30 protein-coding genes and 1 tRNA gene are annotated in these 25,037 nt (G+C 59.9%); 11 read left to right on the top strand and 20 right to left on the bottom strand.

Annotated features, from left to right (window positions below):
• The first annotated feature begins 112 nt into the window (after positions 1 to 112).
• A complete protein-coding gene (locus RG836_RS25100; RefSeq protein WP_310850393.1) occupies positions 113 to 586 on the top strand; it encodes a Crp/Fnr family transcriptional regulator in 474 nt (157 codons plus the stop codon).
• Here the strand turns inward: RG836_RS25100 and RG836_RS25105 are convergent.
• Positions 583 to 873, bottom strand: a complete 291-nt coding sequence (locus RG836_RS25105; RefSeq protein ID WP_310850394.1) for a hypothetical protein — start codon at positions 871 to 873, stop codon at positions 583 to 585. The genes RG836_RS25100 and RG836_RS25105 overlap by 4 nt on opposite strands.
• A gap of 79 nt (positions 874 to 952) precedes the next feature.
• On the opposite strand from RG836_RS25105, the gene RG836_RS25110 reads away from it, so the two are divergent.
• The 4 genes from RG836_RS25110 (at position 953) to RG836_RS25125 (ending at position 3,172) form a co-directional block, all read left to right on the top strand.
• Positions 953 to 1,639, top strand: a complete 687-nt coding sequence (locus tag RG836_RS25110; RefSeq protein WP_310850395.1) for a spermidine synthase — start codon at positions 953 to 955, stop codon at positions 1,637 to 1,639.
• A 57-nt stretch (positions 1,640 to 1,696) separates the two neighbouring features.
• Positions 1,697 to 2,062 (top strand): YajD family HNH nuclease, encoded by a 366-nt coding sequence (locus RG836_RS25115; protein WP_310850396.1) that lies wholly within the window; start codon positions 1,697 to 1,699, stop codon positions 2,060 to 2,062.
• A 187-nt stretch (positions 2,063 to 2,249) separates the two neighbouring features.
• Positions 2,250 to 2,720, top strand: a complete 471-nt coding sequence (locus tag RG836_RS25120; protein ID WP_310850397.1) for an RNA methyltransferase — start codon at positions 2,250 to 2,252, stop codon at positions 2,718 to 2,720.
• A 74-nt stretch (positions 2,721 to 2,794) separates the two neighbouring features.
• Entirely contained in the window at positions 2,795 to 3,172 is a 378-nt protein-coding gene (locus tag RG836_RS25125; protein ID WP_310850398.1) for a YgaP family membrane protein, read from the top strand.
• Positions 3,173 to 3,328: 156 nt separating this feature from the next.
• On the opposite strand, the gene RG836_RS25130 is transcribed toward RG836_RS25125, so the two are convergent.
• The 8 genes from RG836_RS25130 to RG836_RS25165 form a co-directional block, all read right to left on the bottom strand.
• Positions 3,329 to 3,778, bottom strand: coding sequence for a YcgN family cysteine cluster protein (locus RG836_RS25130; RefSeq protein WP_310850399.1), 450 nt, complete (start codon positions 3,776 to 3,778; stop codon positions 3,329 to 3,331).
• Between the two features lie 167 nt (positions 3,779 to 3,945).
• Positions 3,946 to 4,878, bottom strand: coding sequence for a D-2-hydroxyacid dehydrogenase (locus RG836_RS25135; RefSeq protein ID WP_310850400.1), 933 nt, complete (start codon positions 4,876 to 4,878; stop codon positions 3,946 to 3,948).
• 119 nt (positions 4,879 to 4,997) lie between these two features.
• Positions 4,998 to 5,291, bottom strand: coding sequence for a YcgL domain-containing protein (locus tag RG836_RS25140; RefSeq protein WP_310850402.1), 294 nt, complete (start codon positions 5,289 to 5,291; stop codon positions 4,998 to 5,000).
• Positions 5,288 to 6,421, bottom strand: a complete 1,134-nt coding sequence (gene rnd / locus RG836_RS25145; RefSeq protein WP_310850403.1) for a ribonuclease D — start codon at positions 6,419 to 6,421, stop codon at positions 5,288 to 5,290. The genes RG836_RS25140 and rnd overlap by 4 nt, the downstream gene beginning before the upstream one ends.
• 88 nt (positions 6,422 to 6,509) lie before the next feature.
• A complete protein-coding gene (locus tag RG836_RS25150; RefSeq protein WP_310850404.1) occupies positions 6,510 to 8,159 on the bottom strand; it encodes a phosphoethanolamine transferase in 1,650 nt (549 codons plus the stop codon).
• A 184-nt stretch (positions 8,160 to 8,343) separates the two neighbouring features.
• Entirely contained in the window at positions 8,344 to 9,726 is a 1,383-nt protein-coding gene (locus RG836_RS25155; RefSeq protein ID WP_310850405.1) for a glutamine synthetase family protein, read from the bottom strand.
• A gap of 974 nt (positions 9,727 to 10,700) precedes the next feature.
• Complete coding sequence (locus RG836_RS25160) at positions 10,701 to 11,066, bottom strand: 5-carboxymethyl-2-hydroxymuconate Delta-isomerase (protein ID WP_310850406.1); 366 nt, start codon at positions 11,064 to 11,066, stop codon at positions 10,701 to 10,703.
• A gap of 93 nt (positions 11,067 to 11,159) precedes the next feature.
• Entirely contained in the window at positions 11,160 to 12,092 is a 933-nt protein-coding gene (locus RG836_RS25165) for a LysR substrate-binding domain-containing protein (RefSeq protein WP_310850407.1), read from the bottom strand.
• Between the two features lie 226 nt (positions 12,093 to 12,318).
• On the opposite strand from RG836_RS25165, the gene RG836_RS25170 reads away from it, so the two are divergent.
• Positions 12,319 to 12,510, top strand: a complete 192-nt coding sequence (locus RG836_RS25170) for a YegP family protein (protein ID WP_310850408.1) — start codon at positions 12,319 to 12,321, stop codon at positions 12,508 to 12,510.
• A 56-nt stretch (positions 12,511 to 12,566) separates the two neighbouring features.
• Here the strand turns inward: RG836_RS25170 and RG836_RS25175 are convergent, their stop codons facing one another.
• Positions 12,567 to 13,394, bottom strand: coding sequence for an AraC family transcriptional regulator (locus RG836_RS25175; protein WP_310850409.1), 828 nt, complete (start codon positions 13,392 to 13,394; stop codon positions 12,567 to 12,569).
• Positions 13,395 to 13,526: 132 nt separating this feature from the next.
• Here RG836_RS25175 and RG836_RS25180 point away from each other — a divergent pair, with 132 nt between their 5' ends.
• Both RG836_RS25180 and grxC read left to right on the top strand, forming a co-directional pair.
• A complete protein-coding gene (locus tag RG836_RS25180) occupies positions 13,527 to 14,045 on the top strand; it encodes a carboxymuconolactone decarboxylase family protein (protein WP_310850410.1) in 519 nt (172 codons plus the stop codon).
• A gap of 29 nt (positions 14,046 to 14,074) precedes the next feature.
• Positions 14,075 to 14,326: a glutaredoxin 3 gene (gene grxC, locus RG836_RS25185; protein ID WP_310850411.1), complete on the top strand. Its 252-nt coding sequence runs from the start codon at positions 14,075 to 14,077 to the stop codon at positions 14,324 to 14,326.
• A 129-nt stretch (positions 14,327 to 14,455) separates the two neighbouring features.
• Here the strand turns inward: grxC and hepT are convergent, their stop codons facing one another.
• From hepT to dapA, 7 genes are all read right to left on the bottom strand, one after another.
• A complete protein-coding gene (hepT, locus tag RG836_RS25190; protein WP_310850412.1) occupies positions 14,456 to 14,872 on the bottom strand; it encodes a type VII toxin-antitoxin system HepT family RNase toxin in 417 nt (138 codons plus the stop codon).
• Positions 14,862 to 15,257, bottom strand: a complete 396-nt coding sequence (gene mntA, locus RG836_RS25195) for a type VII toxin-antitoxin system MntA family adenylyltransferase antitoxin (protein ID WP_310850413.1) — start codon at positions 15,255 to 15,257, stop codon at positions 14,862 to 14,864. Before mntA ends, hepT begins: the two co-directional genes overlap by 11 nt.
• A gap of 110 nt (positions 15,258 to 15,367) precedes the next feature.
• A tRNA-Ser gene (locus tag RG836_RS25200) sits at positions 15,368 to 15,457 on the bottom strand.
• Positions 15,458 to 15,541: 84 nt separating this feature from the next.
• Positions 15,542 to 16,255, bottom strand: coding sequence for a phosphoribosylaminoimidazolesuccinocarboxamide synthase (purC, locus tag RG836_RS25205; RefSeq protein ID WP_310850414.1), 714 nt, complete (start codon positions 16,253 to 16,255; stop codon positions 15,542 to 15,544).
• 28 nt (positions 16,256 to 16,283) lie between these two features.
• On the bottom strand, positions 16,284 to 17,042 hold the full coding sequence (locus tag RG836_RS25210) for an MBL fold metallo-hydrolase (RefSeq protein WP_310850415.1): 759 nt from the start codon (positions 17,040 to 17,042) through the stop codon (positions 16,284 to 16,286).
• A 4-nt stretch (positions 17,043 to 17,046) separates the two neighbouring features.
• Entirely contained in the window at positions 17,047 to 18,162 is a 1,116-nt protein-coding gene (gene bamC, locus RG836_RS25215; RefSeq protein ID WP_310850416.1) for an outer membrane protein assembly factor BamC, read from the bottom strand.
• A 17-nt stretch (positions 18,163 to 18,179) separates the two neighbouring features.
• Positions 18,180 to 19,058, bottom strand: coding sequence for a 4-hydroxy-tetrahydrodipicolinate synthase (dapA, locus tag RG836_RS25220; protein ID WP_310850417.1), 879 nt, complete (start codon positions 19,056 to 19,058; stop codon positions 18,180 to 18,182).
• Positions 19,059 to 19,375: 317 nt separating this feature from the next.
• On the opposite strand from dapA, the gene RG836_RS25225 reads away from it, so the two are divergent.
• Together RG836_RS25225 and RG836_RS25230 are read left to right on the top strand one after the other, a co-directional pair.
• A complete protein-coding gene (locus tag RG836_RS25225) occupies positions 19,376 to 19,936 on the top strand; it encodes a glycine cleavage system transcriptional repressor (RefSeq protein ID WP_310850418.1) in 561 nt (186 codons plus the stop codon).
• A gap of 10 nt (positions 19,937 to 19,946) precedes the next feature.
• The gene (locus tag RG836_RS25230) at positions 19,947 to 20,420 is read left to right on the top strand and encodes a peroxiredoxin (RefSeq protein WP_310850419.1); all 474 of its coding nucleotides are present in this window, start codon (positions 19,947 to 19,949) and stop codon (positions 20,418 to 20,420) included.
• 21 nt (positions 20,421 to 20,441) lie between these two features.
• Here RG836_RS25230 and RG836_RS25235 read toward each other — a convergent pair whose 3' ends face one another.
• A complete protein-coding gene (locus tag RG836_RS25235; protein ID WP_310850420.1) occupies positions 20,442 to 21,512 on the bottom strand; it encodes an AI-2E family transporter in 1,071 nt (356 codons plus the stop codon).
• A gap of 31 nt (positions 21,513 to 21,543) precedes the next feature.
• Positions 21,544 to 21,783: a sulfurtransferase TusA family protein gene (locus RG836_RS25240; RefSeq protein WP_310850421.1), complete on the bottom strand. Its 240-nt coding sequence runs from the start codon at positions 21,781 to 21,783 to the stop codon at positions 21,544 to 21,546.
• Positions 21,784 to 21,880: 97 nt separating this feature from the next.
• Between RG836_RS25240 and RG836_RS25245 the strand changes: the two genes are divergently transcribed.
• Positions 21,881 to 23,314: a M48 family metalloprotease gene (locus RG836_RS25245; protein ID WP_310850422.1), complete on the top strand. Its 1,434-nt coding sequence runs from the start codon at positions 21,881 to 21,883 to the stop codon at positions 23,312 to 23,314.
• A 64-nt stretch (positions 23,315 to 23,378) separates the two neighbouring features.
• Here the strand turns inward: RG836_RS25245 and RG836_RS25250 are convergent, their stop codons facing one another.
• Entirely contained in the window at positions 23,379 to 24,824 is a 1,446-nt protein-coding gene (locus tag RG836_RS25250) for a DegQ family serine endoprotease (protein ID WP_310850423.1), read from the bottom strand.
• Positions 24,825 to 25,037 lie beyond the last annotated feature (213 nt).

Here is a 25,037-nt window from a genome sequence, read left to right on the forward strand (position 1 = left end):
CGGCCGAGTCTTAACTCGGTAGGCGTAGTTCCTGTGGGAGCGAGCTCGCTCCCACGCAGGGCAACTGCGGCAGCAAGCCAAACAGCACTAAACACAAGAAAGACATAAAGCCATGTCAGAACCCACTTTTTTGAACAACGAAATTCGCGACTGGCTGATGGATTGCGGCCTGTTCGACCAACTGTTGCCGGCAGATTTCGCGGCGGCGTCGGGCTATTTCAGCATCACCTCGGTGGTCGAGGGCGAAGAGATCTTTCGCGAGGGCGATGCCGGCAGTTTCATGTGCATCATCCATACCGGCCAGGTGGCCGTGCAGAAAACCACCGAAGACGGCCAACGCGTGACCATGGCCACCCTGCGCAGCGGCCGGGCGTTCGGTGAAATGGCGGTGCTCGACGGCGAGCGGCGGTCGGCCAGTTGCGTGGCGGCGAGCAACTGCCAGTTGCTCAACCTGGGCAAAGATTCGCTGGAAAAAATGCTCAACGACGCACCGAAAATCGCCGCGAAAATCATCCGCGCCCTGGCCGTGTCTCTCTCCAAACGCCTGCGCATGGCCGACGGGCAACTGCTCTCGCAGCAGGTTTAGCCTCCCGGCGATTTCGACTTCGGTGGGGTGTCCTGCAGCCCCGGCAGTGGCTGATCCTTGCTGGGCGGGCTGGGCATTTCGATTGGCACCAATGGCGGGCCACCGCTGCCCGGCCCGGTTCGAGGCAGTGGCGCCGGGCTGATCTGTGGATACGGCGTGGGGGTGGCAGTGCCGGGCGAACCGGGCATCGGCATCGGGCTGCTCGGGACGCTTTGCAGTTCCTGGGCTTGCGCTGCAGTTATCGAGAGCGCGGCCAAGGCAATGACCGTTAGAATGGTGCGCTTCATCAATGGCTCCGTTGGCCTTGTTGTCTGTTTGCAGGCTACTCCCAACCGCGCGAGTTTGCCTTCCCCTTAAGAGACCGCCATGAAACGTTTCGTTCTGCTCGACACCGCGCCCATCCCTGACAACGGCGGCGCCCTGTGCCTGTTCGAGTATGGCGAGGATTTCGTCATCAAGATCCAGGGCGGCGACGGCGGGCAACTGATGAACACCCGCATGCACGGTTCCGAAGACGCCCTGGCGGAAATTCCCTGCCGCAAAGTCGCTGGCCGGCCAAACTCGCGGGTATTGATCGGCGGCCTCGGCATGGGCTTCACCCTCGCCTCCGCGCTCAAGCACCTGGGCAAGACCGCCGAAGTGGTGGTCGCCGAGCTGGTGCCTGGCGTGGTCGAGTGGAACCGTGGCCCGCTGGGGGAAAAGGCCGGCCAGCCGTTGCTCGACCCGCGCACCGTGATCCGAATGGAAGACGTGGCCAAGGTGCTGCAAGCCGAGCCGCAGGGCTTTGATGCGATCATGCTCGACGTCGACAACGGCCCCGAAGGCCTGACCCAGCGCGCCAACAGTTGGCTTTACTCCGCCGGTGGCCTGGCGGCGTGCGCCAAGGCCCTGCGCCCCAAAGGCGTACTGGCGGTGTGGTCGGCCAGCGCCGACCGGCAGTTTTCCGACAAGCTGAAGAAGGCCGGCTTCAAGGCCGAGGAAGTGCAGGTCTTCGCCCACGGCAACAAAGGCACGCGCCACACCATCTGGATTGCCGAGAAGCTCAAGGGCTGAGCTAAACTCTGCACATTGTTCGCAACTGTCATTAGTCTTTTTTACAAAGGTGAACCCATGAGTTCGTCAACCGACACCTCGAAGCTCGACCGCATCCTCGCCGACGCCAAGCGCGATAAAGAGATGGGTTACCGCGACAAGGCCTTGAAGATGTACCCGCACGTGTGCGGGCGCTGCGCCCGTGAGTTCGCCGGTAAGCGCCTGAGCGAATTGACCGTGCACCACCGCGACCATAATCACGACAACAATCCCCAGGACGGTTCGAACTGGGAACTGCTGTGCCTGTACTGCCACGACAATGAACACTCGCGCTACACCGACCAGCAATATTTCGGCGACGGCTCCTTGAGCAGCCCGAAAACCGCCAAAGCCACGCATAATCCGTTTGCCGCGCTGGCGGGGTTGATGAAGAAGGAAGACTGAGTTTTTCGATCGCCTTGGCTGGCCTCTTCGCGAGCAGGCTCGCTCCCACAGGGAATTTGTGAACGACGCAGATCCAGTGCGGGAGCGAGCCTGCTCGCGAAGACGACGTCACGATCAACCCACTTCTGACCACCCCTCCCCCATTCCCCCGTATAATCGCGCTCTTTTTCCCAAAGGCACCCCGCTCGTGGCAGACAAACGGTACAGCTGCATTGGTTTGTTCAACCCCAAATCACCGGAGAACGTCGGTTCGGTGATGCGCGCCGCCGGTTGCTATGGCGTGGCGTCAGTGTTCTACACCGGCAAGCGCTACGAGCGCGCCGCGGATTTCGTCACTGACACTAAGCGCGTGCATTACGACATCCCGCTGATCGGCATCGATGACCTGAAAAAAATCCTGCCGCTGGGTTGCGTCCCGGTCGCCGTGGAACTGGTCGAAGGCGCCCGTTCGCTGCCGGAATACACCCACCCCGACCGTGCTCTGTACATTTTCGGCCCGGAAGACGGCTCGCTGGATCAAGACATCCGCGATTGGTGCGAGGACGTGGTGTACATCCCCACCACCGGCTGCATGAACCTCGCCGCCACGGTCAACGTCGTGCTCTACGACCGCATGGCCAAGGGCCTGAATACCCGCTCGGGGCCGAAATTCCGCTGAGTCGCGGCAATTCAATGGAACGTCACGATCACTTCGGCAGTCAGTTTTGTATCAATCCCTGAAGGAGACCGATCATGAGCGAACTCAAACGCGTCGAACGTATTGATAGCACCCCGTTCCAGAGCCATCCGACCCAAAACGTGCAAGGCTGGGAACGCGTCGGCTCGCTGGCCGGCGGCGTGGTGATGATGGGCAAGGGTCTGCGCCGCGGCGGTTTTTTCGGCCTGATCCAGTTGGCGATTGGCGGCGTGGCACTGGCCCGCGGCATCACCGGCCACAGCTCGGCGAAAAGCCTGCTGGAGAAAAGCCGTCAGGACATGAACAACGTGCGCGCGAAAATCGAACGCGCCGGTGACGAACTGGCGAAGATGAAGGCCAGCGCTGAAGCGGCCACCAGCACCGCCACCGTGACCGGCAATGATTCGTTGAAGTCGCCGAAAGCGGGCGTCTGATTCTGTATGTCGGTTGAGGCCGCTGGCCTCTTAGCGGGCAAGCCCGCCCCCACAATGATTGAGAATGTCCACACAGTTGTGGTCGGACTCATAACTGGTGGGAGCGGGCTTGTTGCGTAAGGGCGACCGACCGCCATTGGTCGACTCTGCTCAAACTCACCCGGCGCGAAAGATCAGGTGATCTTCCCAGTCATCTTCAGCCACGCTGCCTTCGGCCAACATGCGTCCGGCCTGGGAGATGCGTTCGTGATGCACCGCTTCGCGATCGCCGCACACCAGGTGATGCCACAGCGGCAGGTCCTTGCCCTCGCTGACCAAACGGTAGCCGCAGGTCGGCGGCAGCCATTTGAACTCGTCGGCCCTGCCCGGCGTGAGCTGGATGCAATCCGGCACAAAGGTCATGCGGTTCGGGTAATTGGTGCATTGGCAGGTGTCAAGATCGAGCAGCTTGCAGGCGATGCGCGTGTAGTAGACCGAGTTGTCTTCCTCGTCCTCGAGCTTTTGCAGGCAGCACAGGCCGCAACCGTCGCACAGCGATTCCCATTCCTGGGCATCGAGCTGATCGAGGGTTTTGCGTATCCAGAACGGTTCGACTTTGGCGGCCATGGCTCAAGCATCTGCATCAGGTGGAGAAAAGTTCGCCAGTCTAGTGCCAGCACGCGCGCCGGCCAAGCATTGGCGACTGCCGGTACACAGGACTTGTTAATGGGTCGCTGAGCGGGATTTCAGCTGTGAGCCATTCATCCAATCTCCCACACTTTGGTCTGGCTGAATCAATAGCCGCGATTGAAATCCACCACCCCGCGCAACGCCTCACCCGCCTGATACGCCCGCAGGTTATCGACGAACAGCTGCGTCATCAGGGTTGGCGAGGTCGGCGCCGAGCTATGCCCGGTCAGCAGCAGGCCCCAGGCGGTCCAGAATGGATGGCGTTGCGGTAGCGGCTCCTGACGACAGACGTCGATCACCGCGCCGGCCAAATGGCCCTCCTTCAACGCTTCCACCAGATCGGCATCGACCACCGCAACGCCTCGTCCGACGTTGATAAACAAACCCGTCGCCTTGAATTGCTTGAACAGCGCCGCGTCGTAAAGGTCGTGAGTGGCCGGCGTATTGGGCAGCAGGTTGACCACGTAATCGACCTCACCCACCAGTCGCGGCAAATCAGCCAGCCCGCCGACTTCGATGAATGGCGCCTGTTCCCGGGCGCTGCTGGCGATGCCGTACAACTCGACACCGAACGGCAACAGAAACTGCGCCACAGTCTGGCCGATATCGCCGGTGCCGACGATCAGCACCTTGCGTCCGCGCAGGCTCTGGCCGGTGCGGTTGTCCCATTTGCGCTCGACCTGACTGACCAAACGCGCCAACACTTCACGCTCGTGGCCCAGCAGGTAAGTCAGCACGTATTCCGCCATCACCTGGCCGAAGATCCCCACGGCACGGGTCAGGCGGTATTCGCGCGGCAAACCGTCCGCCAGCAGCGGCGTGATGCCGGCCCAGGTCGATTGCAGCCATTGCGGGCGATGCCCCTGGCGCAACAGGGTCGCCAGCAAGTCCGGCTGGCCCAGCCACACCGGGCAGTCGGCCGCCAGACGCGACAGCTCGGCGGAATCACCGCTGGTCTGCACGTCCAGGTCCGGCGCCGTTTGGCGCAACAGTTGGGCGTACACAGGGTGGTCGTGTTCGGCAATCAGAACGCGCATGTCTAAAACCTTTCAAAAACGGTGCACACGGCCGCCGCGGGAGTCGTCCTCCACCGCAGGCGGTCATCGCCAATATCCAAATCCAGTGGTGCGTCAGGCCCGGTACAGGCCGTAATCGGTCACATCGGGTCGTTGCGTCTCAGCAACTCTTCGGGCAAATGCTCAATGTATTCGTCTTCGGCCGGCGGCATCTGCAAGTGATAACCCTGCTTGTCGAGGTTCTCCAGGACCACGGTGATGTCCTCGCGCGATAGCTTGCGCTCGGGGCTCAGCACCAGATCGAAGGCGTGGATCGCCTTGCCGAACGCCAGCATCAGCGGCTCCGGCACGCGCTCCAGGGCATCGCTCTTGAGCACATAGAGGTACATCTCGTTTTTCTTCGAGCTGCGGTAAATGGAGCAAATACGTTTCAAGGCTGTTCTCCAGCAGTGGCCAGGCTGTCGAGCAGCGCCTGGCCCATCAACTCGCGGCGCCAGCCACGCAGCGATTCAGGCAATTGGTAAGGACCATTGGGGTAGCCGCTCTTGAGCAAGGCTTCCAGGGTTTTCTTGCGCAGCATCAGTTCCGGCGCCATGTCCAAGCGTTCGGCTTCGGCCTGGCCGAGGGCGCGCAAACGCTTGAGCAGCGCGGCAGCTTCTACCGGAAGAGGTTCGGCAACCGCCGGTGGCCATTGGTCCGGGCCAACACTGCCGGCGCGCTTGATCAGGTCCAGCAGGAATTCGCCGTCCTGACGCACGGTGCGCGGATGCATGTCTTCGATTTTCGCCAGGGCGGTGAGGTTGTCCGGCTGGCTCTTGGCCAACGGCCATAGCGAGTGCTCGCGCACGATGCGGTTACGCGGCAAGTCGCGGGCGCGGGCCTCGTGCTCGCGCCAGGCGCAGAGTTCACGCAACACCGCGAGCTGTGCGCGGGACAGTTTCCACGCCAGTTTGGCCTCGCGGTAGACCTCGTAGGGGTCGACTTCGCGACGCAGGTTGGCGACCAGTTCGGCGCCGTCCTCCAATACCCAGGCGTACTTGTCGTCGGACAGCTTCGGCCGCAGCCGTACGAAAACTTCCGCCAGGTGCACGGCGTCTTCGGCGGCGTAGCTGATTTGCGTGTCGGACAGTGGGCGCTGCAACCAGTCGGAACGGGTTTCGCCTTTGGGCAAATCGATGTCCAGCACCGCTTGCACCAACCGCGAATAGCCCATGGAGAAACCCAGATTCAGGTAAGCGGCGGCCAGTTGCGTGTCGAACAGCGGGGTCGGCAGGCTGCCAGTCAGGCGCAGCAACACTTCGAGGTCTTCGCTGCACGCGTGCACCACTTTGACCACCGCCGGATCTTCCAGCAATGCGGCCAATGGCTGCCAGTTGTCGATGGTCAAGGGGTCGATCAGGTAAGCGCGTTCGCCGTCGCCAATCTGCAACAGGCCGGCGATCGGGTAGAAGGTGTCGACCCGCATGAATTCGGTGTCGAGGGCGACGAAGGGCAACTGCTGCCATTGGGCGCAAAACTGACCGAGGCTATCGTTGTCGCGAATCCAGTGAATATCGATGGCCACACGGCTCTCCCTTGAAGAATGGCGCGCAGTATATATCGCCCCCGGCGATTTCCGCGCATCCACTGAGCAGCCGCGTGTACGAAAATCCTCATTCTTTGGCCAGCACACCATCGATCACTGCGCCCCGGCAACCGGCAAACATGTCCAGGTCAGCGTTGTATACCTGGCTCTTGACCTCCAACAGCCCGAGCATCGAATGGAACAGGTTGTCCTGGCTCAACGGTTTGTCGCGGCTCAGTTGCAGGCAATGGGTGTCCACCGAGTAGGATTTTTGGAAGCTGTCGGAAAACCATGCCAGCATCGCCACATGTTTTTGCTGATCCGGCGCCAGCAGGTACGGAGTGCCGTGCAGAAAAAGGTTGTACTCACCCAACGACTCGCCGTGATCTGAGAGGTACAACATGGCGGTGTCGACTTTGTCCTGATTGTTGCGCAACACGTCGATCAGGGTCGCCAGCACGTGGTCGGTGTAAACCAGGGTGTTGTCGTAACCGTTGACGATGCTGTCGCGACTGCAATCGTTCAAGGCATTGCTCTGACAGACCGGGGAAAATCTTTCGTACTCCTTGGGGTAACGCTTGAAGTAGTCCGGGCCGTGGCTGCCCATCTGGTGCAGCACCAGCACGGTGTCCTTGTCGAGGTTATCGATGAACGCCTGCAAACCTTGCAGGAGGATTTCGTCACGGCATTCGCTGTTGGCACACAACACCGGGTCCTTGAGCTTGCTGACATCCTGCAACGTCACCCGATCACAGGTGTCCTTGCAGCCCGACTGGTTGTCGCGCCAGATCACGTCGAGGCCCGCCCGCTTGAGCACGTCCAGCAGCCCTTCTTCGTTCTTGGCCTTGCTCGCGTTGTAGTCCTTGCGGCCCATGTTGGAAAACATGCAGGGCACCGAGACTGCGGTCTCCGTCCCGCAGGAATGCACGTCGGTAAACGCGATCAGCCCCGACTCTTTATCAAGCTGTGGCGTGGTGTCGCGTTCATAACCGAGGATGCCAAAGTTTTCCGCGCGAGCGCTTTCGCCCACCACTAGCACCGTCAGGGATTTGCGTGGGCGCAGCTGCGCGTCTGGGGCGAGCCGCGCATCTTCACCGATCTTCACAAAGGGCTGCTGGGCAGACACGACTTGTTCACGAACGTAACCAAGGGTTGCGCCGATGTAATTACTCGGCACTACCATCAGGCGCAATTCGTGATGATTGCGAAACAACGAAGACAACCCTTGGTAATTGATTAAGGCAACGCCACCAATCACCGCCGCACTGGCGATACAGACCAACAACTTACTTAACAATTCACGGGGCCAGCGGCGATAACTAATCGGGGTTTTCCAAACAATCAGCGATGGCACGATACCTAGAAAAAAAACGTAGGCTAATAACTTCAACGACAACAAATCGCGAACTTCCGTGACATTCGTTTCTGCCAGATTACGCAACATGCCGGCGTCAATCAGCGCACCGTACTGACTCATGAAATACGCCACGCCGGCGCTGATCATGAAGAGCAGGATCAATACTGGCTTAAGCACATAACGGAACGCCAGAAGCGTCAGTATCAGATTGAACGCCCCCAGCAACATGGCCCCGAATGCGATACGCATGGCAATACCTTTACCATCCGCCGCGGTAATCTCAAACAAGTGCTGCCAAAGAACCAGGTTAAAACCCAATAACAAAAAGGCACAGGCAATCAACGTCACCCATTCCGGGCGCACGGCTTTAATAGTCAGCATGGCGGTCTGCTTGTCTGTTACGAAAGAGAGTTATCGCGGCTCAATGTGAAAAATTCATTGATGACGACAACACTAAGATTAGGCAGCCAAGCCTCAATTTTTTGTGAAAAAGAAGCCAACGATTAGTTGGCTTCCGGGTTGATCGAGTGACTTTCGAAGTATCTGAGAATGGTTCAGGTTTTATTCAGGCCTGATGCAAGTACCAGCGCCAATCCTGCTCACCCACCTCGCCCATGAACTGACGGTATTCGGCACGTTTAACCGCCAGGTACACCCCGAGAAACTCAGCGCCAAACGCGTCCCGGGCCCAGACCGATCGTTCAAGCGCGCGCAAGGTCGTCAACCAATCGGTGGGCAGCAACTCCGTGGCCTGGGCGTAGCCATTACCTTCAATCGGCGCGCCGGGGTCGCGCTGTTCGCGGATGCCCCGGTGAATACCAGCCAGGATCGCCGCCGCGGCGAGGTACGGGTTGGCATCGGCACCACAGATGCGGTGCTCGATGTGCCGCGAAAACGCCGGGCCGCCAGGCACGCGCAAACTCACGGTACGATTGTCGACGCCCCAGGTCGCCGCCAGCGGCGCGTAGCTGTTGCTCTGGAAGCGGCGGTAGGAATTGGCGTTGGGGCAAAACATCAGCAGCGTATCGAGCAAGGTACTGAGCATGCCGCCCACCGCTTGCCGGAGCAGCGGCGTGCCGTCGAGCGCTTCACTGGCGAACAGGTTGTTACCCGCCTTGTCCGCCAGGCTGACGTGCATGTGCATGCCGGTGCCCGCCAGGTCATCGAACGGCTTGGCCATGAAACACGCCGCCATCCCGTGCTTGTGCGCGACGCCCTTGACCAGGCGCTTGTAGCGCACCGCTTCGTCCATGGCCTGTAAGGCGTCGTGGCGGTGTTCGAGGGTGATCTCTACCTGGCCCGGCGCGTATTCGGAGATCGCCGTGCGCGCCGGAATCCCCTGGAGCTTGCAAGCGCTGTAGAGGTCGGCGAGAAAGGGTTCGATCTGCTCCAGTTCACGCAATCCATAGACTTGCGTCGAGCGCGGACGCCCGCCATCAATATCCCGCGCCGGTTGCGGCCGCCCCTGACTGTCGCGCTGCTGATCGAGCAAGTAAAACTCCAGCTCGGCCGCCATCACCGGGTAATAACCGTCGGCGTTGAGCCCTTCGATCACCCTGGCCAGCAAGTGTCGCGGGTCGGCAATCGTCGCCGGCATGCCCTGCTCCGGGTGCATGCTGACCTGCACCGCTGCCGTCGGAATCAAGCGCCAGGGCATCGGTTGCAAACTGCCGGCCAGCGGATAGGCGCGGCAATCGATATCACCGACGTCCCACACCAATCCGGAGTTTTCCACGTCATCGCCGTTGATGGTCAGCCCGAGAATGGTGCTCGGCAAAGGCCGGCCGCTTTCATACACCGCCAGCAACTCGTCGCGATGCAACAACTTGCCTCGAGGCACGCCGTTGTTGTCGACAATAAACAACTCGAACATTTCAATCTGCGGGTTCAATTCAAGAAAGCTCAGGGCTTCGTCGGGCGAGGCGAAACGGGCGGTAGCAGAGTTCATGGGGATCTCGTCTTTGCGATTGAGACTGGCGCAACTGCCAGCCGATGGGCCTGGTAAATATCAGCAAGGCCTGTAGGAACAATCAGCAGGAAAGACGCGCATCCGGCGGGCGCGCATGGCGACAATGCCACAGCGCCCAAAAGGCCAGTTCAGAAGGAAGAGCAGAGAGCGACGGCGCCAGGCAGGCGAGGCCATTTGATGCAGTGGGCGAACCGTCCATAACAACTAAACCGCAGATCCGATAGCACGGAGCGTCACACGGCGGGATAAGGCGTTAAATCGGCAATTGAAGAACTTTGGGTTGGAAGTGGCTAAACATTGCGCGGGGGTGTGTGCTGGCGGAGTTGGCGACGGTTCGACTTGCCAGTGATGGCAGGCCGTCATCGCGTGCAAGCTCGCGCTCCCAAATTTGAAGTGAGATGAGCATTGAGTGATGTGTCGGCGGTGAGGCCGTCATCGTTGGCAAGCCAACTCCCACAGGGGGTGGGGCTAAACCAGAGCGACCGCGTTCACCATCAGGTCGAGTGTCAGCTCGCCGCGCTCTTGATCTTGCTTTTGATCCACCCGCCCCGTCGGGAGGCTGAGTGGAGGCGTTTATCCGGGGATTGGCGCGAAGCGCCGCATGACGCAGTCATGCTCATCGCATGTAGGTGCCAGCGAAGCCAACCGGAGGGCGATGCCCCCGGATGAATGCCGGAGCGAAGGGACCCCGAGCCTCAGCGAGGGGCCGTACGTCAGGGGCGAGACCTTTGGTTCCTTTGGGGCGTTTGCCAAAGGGACTCGCCGTAAGGGCGAAACCCTAAGCAGCCGCTACCGCAGCAATGGATATGTACACCCTCAAAAAACCCAGCGCCAGCCGCATAGCCTTCGCGAGCAGGCTCGCTCCCACATTGGAGTGGGTGTACGCCTAAAAGTAGAGGCCGCCATCGCTGGCCAGTGATCCAGGGGTACCAGCGCCCCCATGCGCTGACCAATCAAAAATTGATAGCCACCTTGCTGTAGGACTCACGATCAATATCGAGAATCTCCACGCACAGCTGCACGGCAATGTCCGCCGGCCATTCGTACAAATCCTGCACCACCGCCAGCAAGTTTTCCGACAATTGCTTTTTAACCGCCGGCGAGCGGCCGCTGAGCATGGCCAGTTTCACATGGATGAAACCGCGCTCGCCCATGCCCGTGCCGACACGGAAGGTCTGGTGCTGCACCGCGCGGCTCTTGATGTCGTGCTCGGCGGCGAACTGCCCGGAGGCCACCAGCGCGTGATTCAGGCGCAACAACGCAACGTCGGCGTTGAGCCCGGACAGGTTGGCGGAGTATTCCAGGTGCAGTTGAGGCATGGCGGATTTCCACTAGCATTTTAGGAAGGGTCGTACATATACCACAGCGCCGTCGCACATCGACTCGGCTTTTTCACTCGGCCCGGCAGCGAGTTACGGCGAACTGTGCGGTGCCGAAACGCCTGACTCGCTCATGAAGGCCTCCAGACGCGAACGCAGCCAGCGCTCGGCGGGATCGCTGTCGACATGGCTGAGCCAGACCATGGACAGGTCCAGGGTCGGCGTCTCGAATGGAAAGGGTTCATTGAACAACTGCCCGGAAGCGGCCATCGCCACGGCGGTGTAGTCCGGCAGGCTGGCGATCATGTCGGTGCCGGCAAGCAAGGCCGGCAGCGCGCTGAATTGCGGCACCGACAGCACCACTTGGCGCTTGCGACCTATCTCGGCCAGCCATTCATCCGCAAAACCCACGACGTTAGCGGTGTGCGACACGATCACGTGCGGGCGCGAGCAGTATTCGTCGAGGCTCAGCGGCGTTTCCGAGGCGTCGGCGCGCAACACGCGCGGTTGAATATGTCGCAGTAACTTGCGTTTGGCATTGGCGGGCAGGCCGCGGGTCTGGCTGATGCCGACCGTGATATCACCGGACGCCAGCAGGTCGGGAATCCGCCAATAGTCGACGTGTTGCACCACGACCACCACCGACGGCGCTTCCTGGCGCAGGGCCCGCAGCAAGGGCGGCAACAGGCCGAACTCGACATCGTCCGACAGCCCGATGCGAAACGTCATGGTGCTCAGGGCCGGGTCGAAGGTGTGGGTCAGGCTCAGCGCCATTGACAGCGAATCCAGCGCCGGGCCCAAGTGGCGAAAAATTTCCTCGGCCCTGGCCGTGGGCTCCATGCGGTGGCCGACGCGGATGAACAGCGGATCGTTGAAGATCGTTCGCATCCGATTGAGCGCCGAACTGATGGTCGGCTGGCCGAGGAACAGCTTTTCCGCCGCCCGTGTGACGTTGCGCTCAAGCATCAAGGTTTCAAACACCACCATCAGGTTGATGTCAGCCTTGCGCAATTCGTTGCGATTCATTCAGTGCTCCCCTGCCCCCAAGGCAGGCGCCAGTTTAAAAAGCTCGAAGGTTGGCGTCTATCGGCATGATGGCTGGCGGCTGTTTGTTCGGCGGCTTGATCGGCCCTGGAAATATCTGCCAACGATTGGAAACAAATCCCCGATAGCCAAAAAAATCATCTCCGCTAGGCTTCGTTCCTGCGCCACACAGGTTGTCGCAATTGACCCATCGCATGGAGCGAACTGAATGTATTTTGAGATTTACCGGCAATCCCGCGGCACCCCGTCCACCGGCAAAGGCCAATGGCGCTGGCGGCTACGGGCGGGCAATCACGAAACGATCGCCAGCGGCGAATCCTACGTGAACAAAGCAGATTGCCTGCATGTGATAGAGCTAATCAAAGGAGCGGTGAGCGAAACGCCGGTGAAGGAGATTTAAGCACTGGCCACGGGCGCCGGAGCTGTTGCGCTGAACATCGGCTCCGGCGTGGTCGGTCAGCGCGGCGCTCCACCCTGCGCCCACTCCCGGGGGCTGACCCCGATCTTGCGGCGAAACGCCCGTGCCAGTGCCGACGGGCTTTCGTAACCCACTTCCTCGGCGATCAACGCGATCGACTTGCCTTCACGCAGACGCTTCTGCGCCAGGCTGATGCGCCAGCTCACCAGGTAATCCACGGGTGTCTGCCCCACCACCGAACGAAAGCGCTCGGCGAAGCTGGCGCGGGACATGTTCGCAGCAGCGGACAGTTCAGCCACGCTCCACGCCTTGCTCGGCGTGTCGTGGATCAGGCTCAAGGATCTGGCCAGGCGCGGGTCAGCCAGGCCGGCCATCATCCCGGGGGTTTGTTGGTGATTGGTCAGGATGTGCCGCAGCAACTGGATCACCAGCAACTCGAACAAGCGATCCATCATGGCTTCACGGCCGCAGACCTCGCCGAATGCCTCGTTGAACAGCCAGTCCAGCGTACCGCCGAGCGTCGGAATCTGGTCGAGTTGCAGCACCAGATAATCCGGCAACGCCATGGCCAAGGCATTGCCGGCGCCGCCATCGAAGGTTAGCGAGGCACAGACCAGCTGCGTATCGGAGGCGTCCGTGGCGAACAACCGATGGCGATACGGTCGTGGAAAAAACATCAGAGTGGGCTCGGACAATAGCTGGTCTCGCTCATCGCCAAGTTGCAGGCTCATCTCTCCCGACTTGAGCAAGTGCATATGCCCCGAGACTTGATGACCATCAAACGCGGTGGTGCCGCAGAAGGCACCACTGTGGAAGGTGCCGGCGTTGACGCCAAAGTGGGTGAGCAGGGTCGATAAGCGATCCATGATGAGTCTCCGAGGAACGGATTTGGACGATCTGTCGCATATCCTCGACGATTCGCACCCAAAACACCAGACAACATCCCTAACATGAGCTCCGTACCCAGCGCATACCGCGCCCGAATCCGGAGAATCATCATGAGCCGCATTGCCGCCCTGCCCCTCGAACAAGCCCCTGAAGCCACCCGTCCACTGCTGGAAGGCGTGCAGAAAAAAATTGGTTTCCTGCCCAATGTCTTCAAAGTCCTGGCCCAAGCACCCGCCGTGCTGGCGTCCTACGTACAGCAGTCGACCGCGTTGGGCAAAACCTCGTTGAGCGCTACCGAGAAGGAAGCGATCTTCCTTGCCACTTCGCAAGTGAACGGCTGCGACTACTGTCTGGCCGCCCACACTGTGTTTGCCGGCAAGGCCGGGTTGTCTAAACAAGACATCCTCAGCGCCCGCCACGGCGAGCTCAACGCCTACGCCACATTGGCCCAACAAATCACCGAGTCGCGCGGCCACTTGAGCGTCGAGCAGATCGAAGCGGCGCGCGCTGCCGGGATCAATGACTCGAAAATCATCGAGGTCATCGCCCACGTCGCGTCGCAAACCCTGACCAACTACCTCAACAACGCTGCCCTGACCGACATTGATTTCCCGGCAGCCGATGCCTGATCACGCCCCTGACGGGTGGAGGAACACCGATGAAAACTGTAACGCTCTACACCACTGACACTTGTCCGTACTGCTTCCGCGCCAAATCGTTACTGGCCCGCCAAGGCATCGAGACGCGGGAAATCAACGTTCAGTACGAACCGGGCAAGCTTCAGGAAATGCTCACCCGCAGCGGCCGTCGCAGCGTGCCGCAGATCTTTATCGATGACACCCACATCGGTGGCTTCGACGAACTGGCGAAGCTGGACCGTCAGGGGGCGCTGCAGTCGATGCTGGCGTAAGGGCCAGGATTCATGCTGCCGAACTCCCGGAAACGGAAAAGCCCCGACAGTGTTCAGTGTCGGGGCTTTTTCGTACTTGGCTTAAGTACTGAAGCCGGCTCGAACAGCCATTTCATCCCCCCGCCATCCTTAACTTACATCCTTGGTTAAAATGTGAGCGCTGAAGGCAAGAAAATCATCCAGATGCTTTGTGATGATGTTAACCGTGATGGGTAATTGCAGGGTTTGATACTCATGTACAGCAATGTTACGGAACCCCACCATGTTTTTAAGGCTTGTTAACAACGCCGCGTCGACCCATCCCCCTCTAAACAACAACTCGAATACATCGCGCGCACTTTGCGGCACTCCCAGTCGCTCGCGACGAATCAGGTTTTGGCCCATGTCCAGCGCTGCTTCGCACGCGCGCAGGATGTTAAGTATCGCGGCATCTTGACGGGTGATATCGGAGCCGAAGGTACCGGGATCTTTTTCGTACTCCTGACGTGCACGAGCAATGCAGCGTTCAATACTGGCAGCTTTGTTAAGGATGACATCATCGACCATGCACGTTTCCTTCGCTTTTGATGTCGGCGAGCAGCCCAGCCCTCGCAGTGTCCAGCGCTGTTTTTTCACTCAGGATGAAACTTTCGAAAAGGCTGGCCTGACTGTCGCGCGCCCACAGCCGGCGCCCCGTCGTCAGTACCTGATACTGCATAACCGTAGAGGCAGCACTCAAGTCTAATAAATCGACGGGAAGATTCACGACGTCCGCCAGTTCTCCTGACAAATCCCAAAGACGCAACGGATCGACTTTACCCGCACATAGAACGGCGACATCCAAGTCACTTCCGCTCCCGGCATCATCGGAGACTTGACTACCAAATACGTACACAGCCAACAGGTCTGGCAAGTGTTCCCGCAGATGCAACAGCACTTTCTCGAAGCTCATAGCCTGATATCCCGTCGCAATAATCCAGACCGTAACAGAATCATTGGACTATTTCCGCACTCAAACGAAAAAGCCCCGACACTGTTCAGTATCGGGGCTTTCTCTGTATATGGCGGAGAGATAGGGATTCGAACCCTAGGTACCGGTGAAGGTACAACGGATTTCGAATCCGTCCCATTCGGCCACTCTGGCATCTCTCCAACGGCGCGCATCATAACAGCACATTCACTGGAAGCGAACCCCCTGAGTGAATTTTTTTCCGTGCTATCAGATGCTTGCGTGGTTTAAAGCGGTACGCCCAGACGGTTGGCGACTTCTTCGTAGGCTTCGATGACGTCACCGAGGCCCTGGCGGAAGCGGTCTTTGTCCATCTTCTTCTTGGTGTCCTTGTCCCAGAGGCGGCAGCCGTCCGGGCTGAACTCGTCACCCAGGACGATCGAGCCGTCGCTGAAGACGCCAAATTCAAGCTTGAAGTCCACCAGCAGCAGGCCGGCGTCGTCGAACAGCTTGGTCAGCACGTCATTGACCTTGAGCGACAGTTCTTTCATGCGAACCAGTTGTTCAGCGGTGCCCCAGCCGAATGCCACGACGTGGGATTCGTTGATGAACGGGTCGCCCTTGGCGTCGTCTTTCAGGAACAGCTCGAAGGTGTACGGGTTGAGCTTGATGCCCTCCTCGACGCCCAGGCGCTTGACCAGGCTGCCGGCGGCGTAGTTACGCACGACGCACTCGACCGGGATCATGTCGAGTTTCTTCACCAGGCATTCATTGTCACCCAGCAGTTTGTCGAATTGGGTCGGAATGCCGGCCGCTTCGAGCTTCTGCATGATGAAGGCGTTGAACTTGTTATTGACCATACCTTTGCGGTCGAGCTGCTCGATACGCTTGCCGTCGAAGGCCGACGTGTCGTTGCGAAACAACAGGATCAAGCGGTCAGCGTCGTCGGTCTTGTAAACCGATTTGGCTTTGCCGCGGTAGAGTTCTTCACGTTTTTCCATGATGGGCTCCGCTTGCTAAGTAGGTGGGCTAGGCGATGTGCCGCCAGTCGAGCCCTGAATCTTGATCGGCCAATTGCAGCCAGTCCGGGTCGCACCCGAGGGTGTCGACAAAACATTGCCGGGCCAGCTGCGGCAGGTTGTTCTTGCTGCTCAGATGGGCCAGGACCAGGTGTTGCAGGTCTTTCCAGCCCAACTCGGCCACCAGGAATGCCGCCTGATGGTTATTCAAATGTCCCCGTTCACCGCCGACCCGCTGCTTGAGAAAGTACGGGTAGTAACCCCTGGCGAGCATGTCGCGGCAGTGATTGGACTCGATCATCAGCGCATCGAGGTCCTTGTAGCCATCCAGCACACGGTTGCAATAGGAACCCAGGTCGGTCAGCAGGCCGAAGCGCCGCTCACCGTCACTGAACACATACTGCGTCGGCTCTTGCGCATCGTGGGCCACGGCAATGACCTGGATGTTCAAGGCGCCGATCTGCAACTGCTCGCCACCGGCCACCAGGCCTGCGGGTTCAACGGGCTTGCGCATACCGCGCAAGGTGCCGCGACTCAAATACACCGGAAGATTGTAGCGCCGAGACAGCAAACCCACGCCATGCACGTGATCGGCATGTTCGTGGGTCACGAGTATCGCGCTCAACTGCGCCGGGTGCACACCCAGGCGCAGCAGGCGTTTTTCGGTTTCCCGCAGGGAGAATCCACAATCGACCAGGACGTACGTGTCATCGCTGGCTATCAGCGTGCCGTTCCCTTGGCTACCGCTGCCGAGAACGGCAAAACGCATCGGATCAGCCCAGGTTGTCCTGAATCACGCCCAACACTTTGCGCGCCACATCAGCTGGCGCCACGGTGTTGATGTTCTTCTCGACGGTGACCTGCACGTTCTCGCCAACTTTGCTCAGGCGAACCTGATAACGCTCGGCGCGTGCTTCCACTTCTTCCTTATCCGGCGCGCTGCCGAACAGGCTGCTGAAGAAACCAGGCTTCTCGTCTTTCTTCTCGGCTTTTTCCGCCAGGTTGATGTAGTACAGGCCCAGGCTGCGGTTGATGTCTTCAACGCGCCATTCACCTTGCTCCAATGCGCGACCCACGCTCGACCAGGCACGATCGAGGTCAGGGCCGACGTTGAGCACCGGGTTACCGCTGCCGTCTTCGCTGAGGCTGACGCGGCTTGGCGTGTCGAAATCACGGGAGGCGAGCATCGACACCGAACCACCCTTCTCGGCGGTACGACTCATGCTGGCGAGCATATCGTCGACCAGCGCCGCGTCCAGGCCGGTGTTGACCGAGCGGTTGGTGAAGTCCACATCCGCGGTGCTGCCGGATGGACGCTGGGCACTGACCACATAGACTTCACTGGTGTTGCGCTGCACGCCGGGCTCGATGCGCACGCGAACGCGAGTTTCGGCATCGGACGCGACGCCCGCCGCACCCAAGCGCTTGGCCATGGCCGCGGACAGCTCATCGGAGTGCTGCCAGGTGGTGGTGAATTCGCCGGTTTGCGGGCGTTGTTCATCCAGGCGGAAACCGTTGTCCTGGAAGAATTGCACCGCCACGGGCCAGACTTCGGCCGGCGGATGCTGGGCCATGACCCAGCTCGAATCGCCACTCTTTTGCAAGGTGTAGTCGCTGGCATCGGCGAGCGCCGACAATGGCTGCGGACGCGGCACGATGTATTCACCCTTGACGCTGTCGTCCGCGACGTTGCGCGGGATCGGCAACAGCGGGTCGAGGCGCTTGGACGTGCTGATATCCGGCGGCAATTGCATCGGGGCAGTCTGTTGTGCTTCCAGGTAATCGCTACCGCGGTCACGGAAGTAACCTTCCGGGCCCCAAATCCATCCACAGCCACTGGTGCTGGAGATAATCAAGGCAAGTGCGGAAAGTCCGGCCAATCGCTTCATGCGTAGTGCTTCCTCAATTAAACCAGTACGCCGGACTGGCGCAGGGCCTGCCGCAGCGGTTCGTGACAGGCTTCGCTGAGCCAGGTGAGCGGCAGACGGATACCGTCCGGCATCAGGCCCATCTCATGCAGCGCCCACTTCACGGGGATAGGGTTGGATTCGATAAACAGGGTTTTATTGAGCGGCATCAGCTTTTCGTGGAGCGCGCGGGCAGTCGCGGCGTCCCCTTTCAAAGCGGCGTTGCACAGGTCACTCATGTCTTTCGGCGCGACGTTGGCGGTCACCGAAATATTGCCTTTGCCGCCGAGCAGGATCAGCTCGACCGCGGTGGCATCGTCACCGGAGATCACCAGGAAATCTTTGCTGACACCGTCGATGATCGCTTTGGCGCGCGACAGGTCGCCGGTGGCTTCCTTGATGCCGATGATGTTTTTCACGGTCGACAGGCGAATCACGGTCTCGGCCAGCATGTCGCAGGCGGTACGGCCCGGCACGTTGTAGAGGATCTGCGGGATGTCGACGGCTTCGGCGATGGTCTTGAAGTGCTGGTACAAGCCTTCCTGGGTCGGCTTGTTGTAATACGGCGTAACCAGCAGGCAGGCATCGGCACCGGCGTTTTTTGCATTGGTGGTCAGCTCGATCGCTTCGCGCGTCGAGTTGGCGCCGGTGCCGGCGATGACCGGGATGCGCCCTGCCACTTGGTCGACAACGCGACGAATCACTTCAATGTGTTCGTTGACGTCAAGGGTGGCCGATTCACCTGTGGTGCCGACCGCCACGATGGCGTGGGTGCCGTTTTGCAGGTGAAAGTCCACCAGTTTGCTGAGGCTGTCCCAGTCGAGACGACCTTCTGCATCCATGGGTGTGACCAGTGCCACCATACTGCCCGCAATCATGCAACCGCTCCTGCCGGAAAAAGAGAGCGGTAATGGTACTGGCGCCAAGATGCTTGTACAAGCGAAGTACCATTCCCCTTGGCCGCGCTTTTCGCTACCCTTCAGGCTTTGATCGGTACCGATAAGCTCATTCGCCGGTTCCCAGCCTTCGTTTTCGGCCCCACAAGCCCCGATCCTGCGTTGCCGCCCCCCGCTCTCGCTGTACCGGAGCCCGTTGCAACCCACTGACCCCAGGCCTGTGCAATGCCGGTTCGAAGACTCGTGCGCCTGGTTGAGGCTGCTAAAGTACCGACCGCTCATCGCTTTAGGAATGCTGCATGTCCACCCCCACAGTTCGCGAACAATTCCTTGTCATCAGTGCCCTCGGCGCCAACCCCATGGAGCTGACTAACGTCCTGTGCCGCGCCAGCCATGAAAATCGCTGCGCCGTGGTGACGTCGCGTCTGACCCGCCATGGCGAGTGCAGTGCGCTGATTCTCGAAATCTCCGGTAGTTGGGACGCCCTGGCGCGCCTGGAAACCGGCCTGCCGAGCCTGGCCAAAAAGCACGCCTTCACGGTCAACGTGGTGCGCAGCGCCGCCCTGGAAAACCGCCCGCAAGCCTTGCCTTATGTGGCTTACGTCAGCTCGGCGTACCGCTCCGACATCATCAACGAGTTGTGCCAGTTCTTCATGGACCACAACGTTGAGCTGGAAAACCTGACCTGCGATACCTACCAGGCCCCGCAAACCGGCGGCACCATGCTCAATGCCACGTTCACCGTGACCTTGCCGGCCGGCGTGCAGATCAGCTGGCTGCGCGACCAGTTCCTCGATTTCGCCGACGCGCTGAATCTGGATGCGCTGATCGAGCCGTGGCGCCCACAAAACCCAATGTAAGGATGCTTTCATGGCCGTTGCCATCGACCAACCGGTTGCCGATTTCGAGGCCCCTGCCACCAATGGGCAAACCGTCAGCCTCGCTGCCCTCAAGGGCAAGCAAGTCGTCATCTACTTCTACCCGAAGGACAGCACGCCAGGCTGCACCACCCAGGGCCAGGGTTTCCGCGACCAACTCGAGGCGTTCAAAGCGGCCAACACCGAAGTCTTCGGTGTGTCCCGCGACAGCCTCAAGTCCCACGAAAACTTCAAGGCCAAGCAAGCCTTCACCTTCGAGCTGATCAGCGATAAAGAAGAAGCGCTCTGCCAGCAATTCGACGTGATCAAATTGAAGAAGCTGTACGGCAAGGAATACATGGGCGTCGATCGCAGCACCTTCCTGATCGACAAGAACGGCGTACTGCGTCAGGAATGGCGCGGTGTGAAGGTGCCGGGCCATGTGGATGCCGTACTGGCGGCGGCTCAGGCACTGAACAAGGCCTGAGCATTGTGGCGTCCTGCCAGCCTAGAGCAGCGGCGCCACCACCGGTTCCTTGCGGGGCCATGCGTCCAGCACAGCCTTGAACAGGGTCGCCAGGGGAATCGCGAAGAACACCCCCCAGAAGCCCCACAACCCGCCGAACAACAACACCGCACAGATGATCGCTACCGGGTGCAGGTTCACTGCGCCGGAGAACAGCAACGGCACCAACACGTTGCCGTCCAGCGTCTGGATGATCCCGTATACCGCCATCAAGTAGATGAACTGATCGCTCCAGCCCCACTGGAACAGAGCAATCAACGCCACCGGCACCGTGACAACCACCGCGCCGACATAAGGTACCACCACCGAAATCCCCACCAGCAATGCCAGCAGCGCCGCGTAGTTGAGCCCCAACGCGGCGAACGCGATGTAGGTCACCCCGCCGCAGATGACGATCTCGATCACCTTGCCGCGAATGTAATTGGCAATCTGCCGGTTCATTTCCTCGGCCACCCGGGTGATCAAGGCGCGTTCACGCGGTAGATATCCACTGACCCAGTGCCCGATCTTTTCCCGATCCTTGAGGAAGAAAAACACCAGGATCGGCACCAGCACCAGATAGATCATGATGTTCACCAGCAACGGCAGGCTGGACAGCGAGAATGTCAGCGCCCACTGGCCAAACTTACCGATCTCGCCGCGCGCCACCTCGATGGCTTGCAGCACCTGCTCGTCGGACACCAGATGCGGATAGCGCTCGGGCAGCAACAGCAGCAATGACTGCCATTTGGCGAGCATGCCCGGCAGCTCGTTGAACAGCGTGATCAGCTGATGCCATAACAGCGGCACCGCCACCAGAATGAACAGCAGCAACAATCCCATGAACAGTGCAAACACCAGCCCCACCGCCGCCGCCCCCGGCAGGCGCATGCGCTCGAGGGTGAGCACTAGGCCTTGCATCAGGTACGCCAGCACCATGCCGGCCAATACTGGCGCGAGCATGCCGCCCAGAGTCAGCACGGCGGTAAAGGCCAGAAACAACAGAACCGCCAGGACCACCGCCTCCTCGTCGGAGAAGTAGCGCTGGATCCAGTCGCGTAACACTTTGAACATCAAAATTTCCTAGGAAAAGGGGCAGAAGAGGTCAGGCTTTTTTCAGCCAGTAGCGATAGACACCGGCCTCGTCTTCCTCGCGCAGCAACGTGTGCCCGGCCAATCGGGCGAACGTGCGAAAATCCCGTTGCGAGCCGGCATCCGTGGCGATCACCATGAGCACGGCGCCACTGGCCAGACGATTGAGTTCCAGCTTGGCCTTGAGCAACGGCAGCGGACAATTCAGGCCGCTCGCATCCAGTTCGGCGTCATGGGCTACGGCGTCGGTCATCGATTCACTCCAGACAGGTGTTTGAGCCGCCTAGAATATCTGGTCCGAACGCAAGTGTCCGGCTACAGTAAGGTCTTTGTCGATTAAGGCTTTGTGCATGACCTTTCTGCGCCCTACCCTGCTGACGCTCGCTTGCCTGCTCGCCTCACCGGGCTTCGCCGACGACCTGCCGTCTCTCGGTGACGCCAGTTCTGCCATTGTCTCGCCACAACAGGAATACCAACTCGGTCGCGCATGGCTGGCATTGCTGCGCAGCCAGGTTTCGCAACTCAACGACCCGCAGCTCAAAGATTACGTCGAATCCAGCGTATACAAGCTGGTGGAAACCAGCCAGGTCAACGACCGGCGCCTTGAGTTCATCCTGATCAACAGCCCGCAGCTCAACGCCTTTGCCGCACCGGGCGGCATCGTCGGGGTCAACGGCGGCCTGTTCCTGAACGCGCAGACCGAAGGCGAATACGCATCGGTGCTGGCTCACGAACTGGCTCACTTGTCGCAACGGCACTTCGCCCGTGGCGTCGAAGCCTCGCAGCGGATGCAGGTGCCGATGATGGCCGCACTGCTGGCCGGGATCGTGATTGCGGCGGCGGGCGGTGGCGACGCCGGTATTGCCGCGATCGCCGGTACGCAAGCGGCGGCGATCCAGGAACAACGGCGCTTCTCGCGGCAGAATGAACAGGAAGCCGACCGCATCGGCATCCTGAATCTGGAAAAGGCCGGCTACGATCCCCGTTCGATGCCGACCATGTTCGAGCGCTTGTCTCGCCAGTACCGTTTCGATGCCAAGCCACCGGAATTCCTGCTGACTCACCCGGTTACCGAATCCCGTATCGCCGACACCCGCAACCGCGCCGAGCAGGCCCCGGCGGGCGGCATTGAAGACACCGTGCGCTATCAACTGATCCGTGCGCGGGTGCAACTGATCTACGAAGGAACCCCGGGCCTGGGCGCCAAACGCTTCCGCGCGCAGCTTGACGAAAATCCGCGAAGTGATGTCGCTCGATATGGTCTGGCCATCGCCCAGATCAAGGGCGGCCAACTCAATGAAGCGCGGGAGAACCTCAAACCGTTGCTGGCCAAGTCACCCAATGAAATCATCTACAACTTGGCGCAGGTGGACCTCGACATCACCAGCAACAAGCTGTCGGACGCGCAATCGCGAGTCGATCGCCTGCTCACGCAGTACCCCGGCAACTACCCGCTGAACCAGGTTCGTGTGGACCTGCTGCTCAAGCAGAACCGCGCACCCGAGGCAGAAAAAGCCCTGGAGTCGCTACTCAAGAGCCGACCGGACGATCCAGACGTCTGGTACATGGTGGCGGAGACACGCGGTTTGTCAGGCAACATCATCGGTTTGCATCAGGCCCGAGCGGAGTATTTCGCCCTGGTTGGCGACTATCGTCAGGCGATCCAGCAACTGGATTTTGCCAAACGCAAGGCCGGTGGCAACTTCCCACTGTCGTCGAGGATCGATGCTCGGCAGCGCGAGCTGATGGAACAAGAACGGATGGTTAAAGACATGATGGGCTGACATTTATCGCGCCCACAAAAAAACCGCCTCTTTCGAGGCGGTTTTCTATTCAACCGACATCTGCTTATTCAGCCAGTTTGAAGGTGATGAAGCTGGCACGACCCTGACGCAGAACGCGCATCGACACCGAACGATTCTTCGGCAGCGCCTTGGCAATCTCGGTAAATTCCTTGGTCGAACCGATCGCCTGATTGTTCAAGTGCGTGATGACATCACCCGGCTGCAAACCAATCAGTGCCGCAGGACCATCCTGCACTTCCTTGATCAGCACGCCGCCTTGCAGGTCGTAAGTTTTCTTCTGTTCGGCGGTCAGCTCCACCACGGCCACACCGAGGCGATTGCTGGTGCTTTCAACGCCGGATTTCGGCGCGGCATCCAGCTCTTTGCCTTCATCCGGGATGGCACCGACAGTCAACTCGACATTCTTGCGTTTGCCTTCGCGGATCACTTCGAGGTTGGCTTTGGCGCCAGCCTTAAGCGCGCCCACCAAGTGCGGCAGGTCTGCGGACATGACGATCGGCTGGCCGTTCATGCTCAGGATCACGTCACCGACTTTCAAGCCACCCTTGGCTGCTGGACCATCGTCCTGAATTTGCGCGACCAGTGCACCGGCCGGCTTATCAAGACCGAACGATTCGGCCAGGTCTTTGTTCACCTCCTGGATCACCACGCCCAGCCAGCCACGACTGACTTTGCCGCCACTTTTCAACTGGTTCGAAACGTCCATAGCCACGTCGATCGGGATAGCGAACGACACGCCCATGAAGCCACCGGAACGGGTATAGATCTGCGAGTTGATCCCGACCACTTCACCGGCAAGGTTGAACAACGGACCACCGGAGTTACCCGGGTTGATTGGCACATCGGTCTGAATGAACGGCACATAGTTTTCGTTCGGCAGGCTGCGGCCAATGGCGCTGACGATGCCTTGGGTGACAGTGTGGTCAAACCCGAACGGCGAACCGATCGCAACCACCCACTGACCGGCTTTCAGGTCCTGGGATTTACCCAGCTTAAGCACCGGCAGGTCTTTGCCTTCGATTTTCAGCAGCGCCACGTCGGACCGCGGATCGGTGCCGACCAGCTTGGCTTTCAACTCGCTACGATCAGCCAGACGCACGAGAATCTCATCGGCGTCAGCGATGACGTGGTTGTTAGTCAGGATGTAGCCATCGGACGAAATGATAAAGCCCGAACCCAGCGATTGCGCTTCACGCTGACGGTCACCGCGAGGCGAACGTGGCTGCGGCATGCCCCGCTCGAAGAATTCGCGCAGCATCGGCGGCAAGCCTTCCAGGTCGGGCATTTGCTGGCCGTTGACCTTGCGGTCCGGCAGCTTCTGCGTGGTACTGATGTTGACCACGGCGGGCGAAGCCTGCTCGACCAACTGAGTGAAGTCAGGCAACTGCGGCGCCATCGGGACGTCAGCAGCCTGAGCGCTCACAGACTGGCCGAGTACCAGCACGGTGGCGAAAATGGGTAGATAGGATTTCAAGCGAAGTATCGACATACGGCTCCCGTTACGACGAGCATGGTTAAGCGATAGGGACCAAGGAATACCGGGGAAGATACGCCGGTATTTTTGTTCCGGGAACAACAAACAAGGCCAGAGCCGAGGGGCTCTGACCTATAAGAAAATTCAGGATTTTATGCAAATGGAAATGCTCACCAAACATTTCGACGTCTCACCCTCAACAGCCTGACCAAGGTGCATAACGTTATC

Origin of the sequence: Pseudomonas rhizozeae, assembly GCF_031583775.1 — a bacterium.
In the GTDB taxonomy this organism is placed as follows: domain Bacteria; phylum Pseudomonadota; class Gammaproteobacteria; order Pseudomonadales; family Pseudomonadaceae; genus Aquipseudomonas.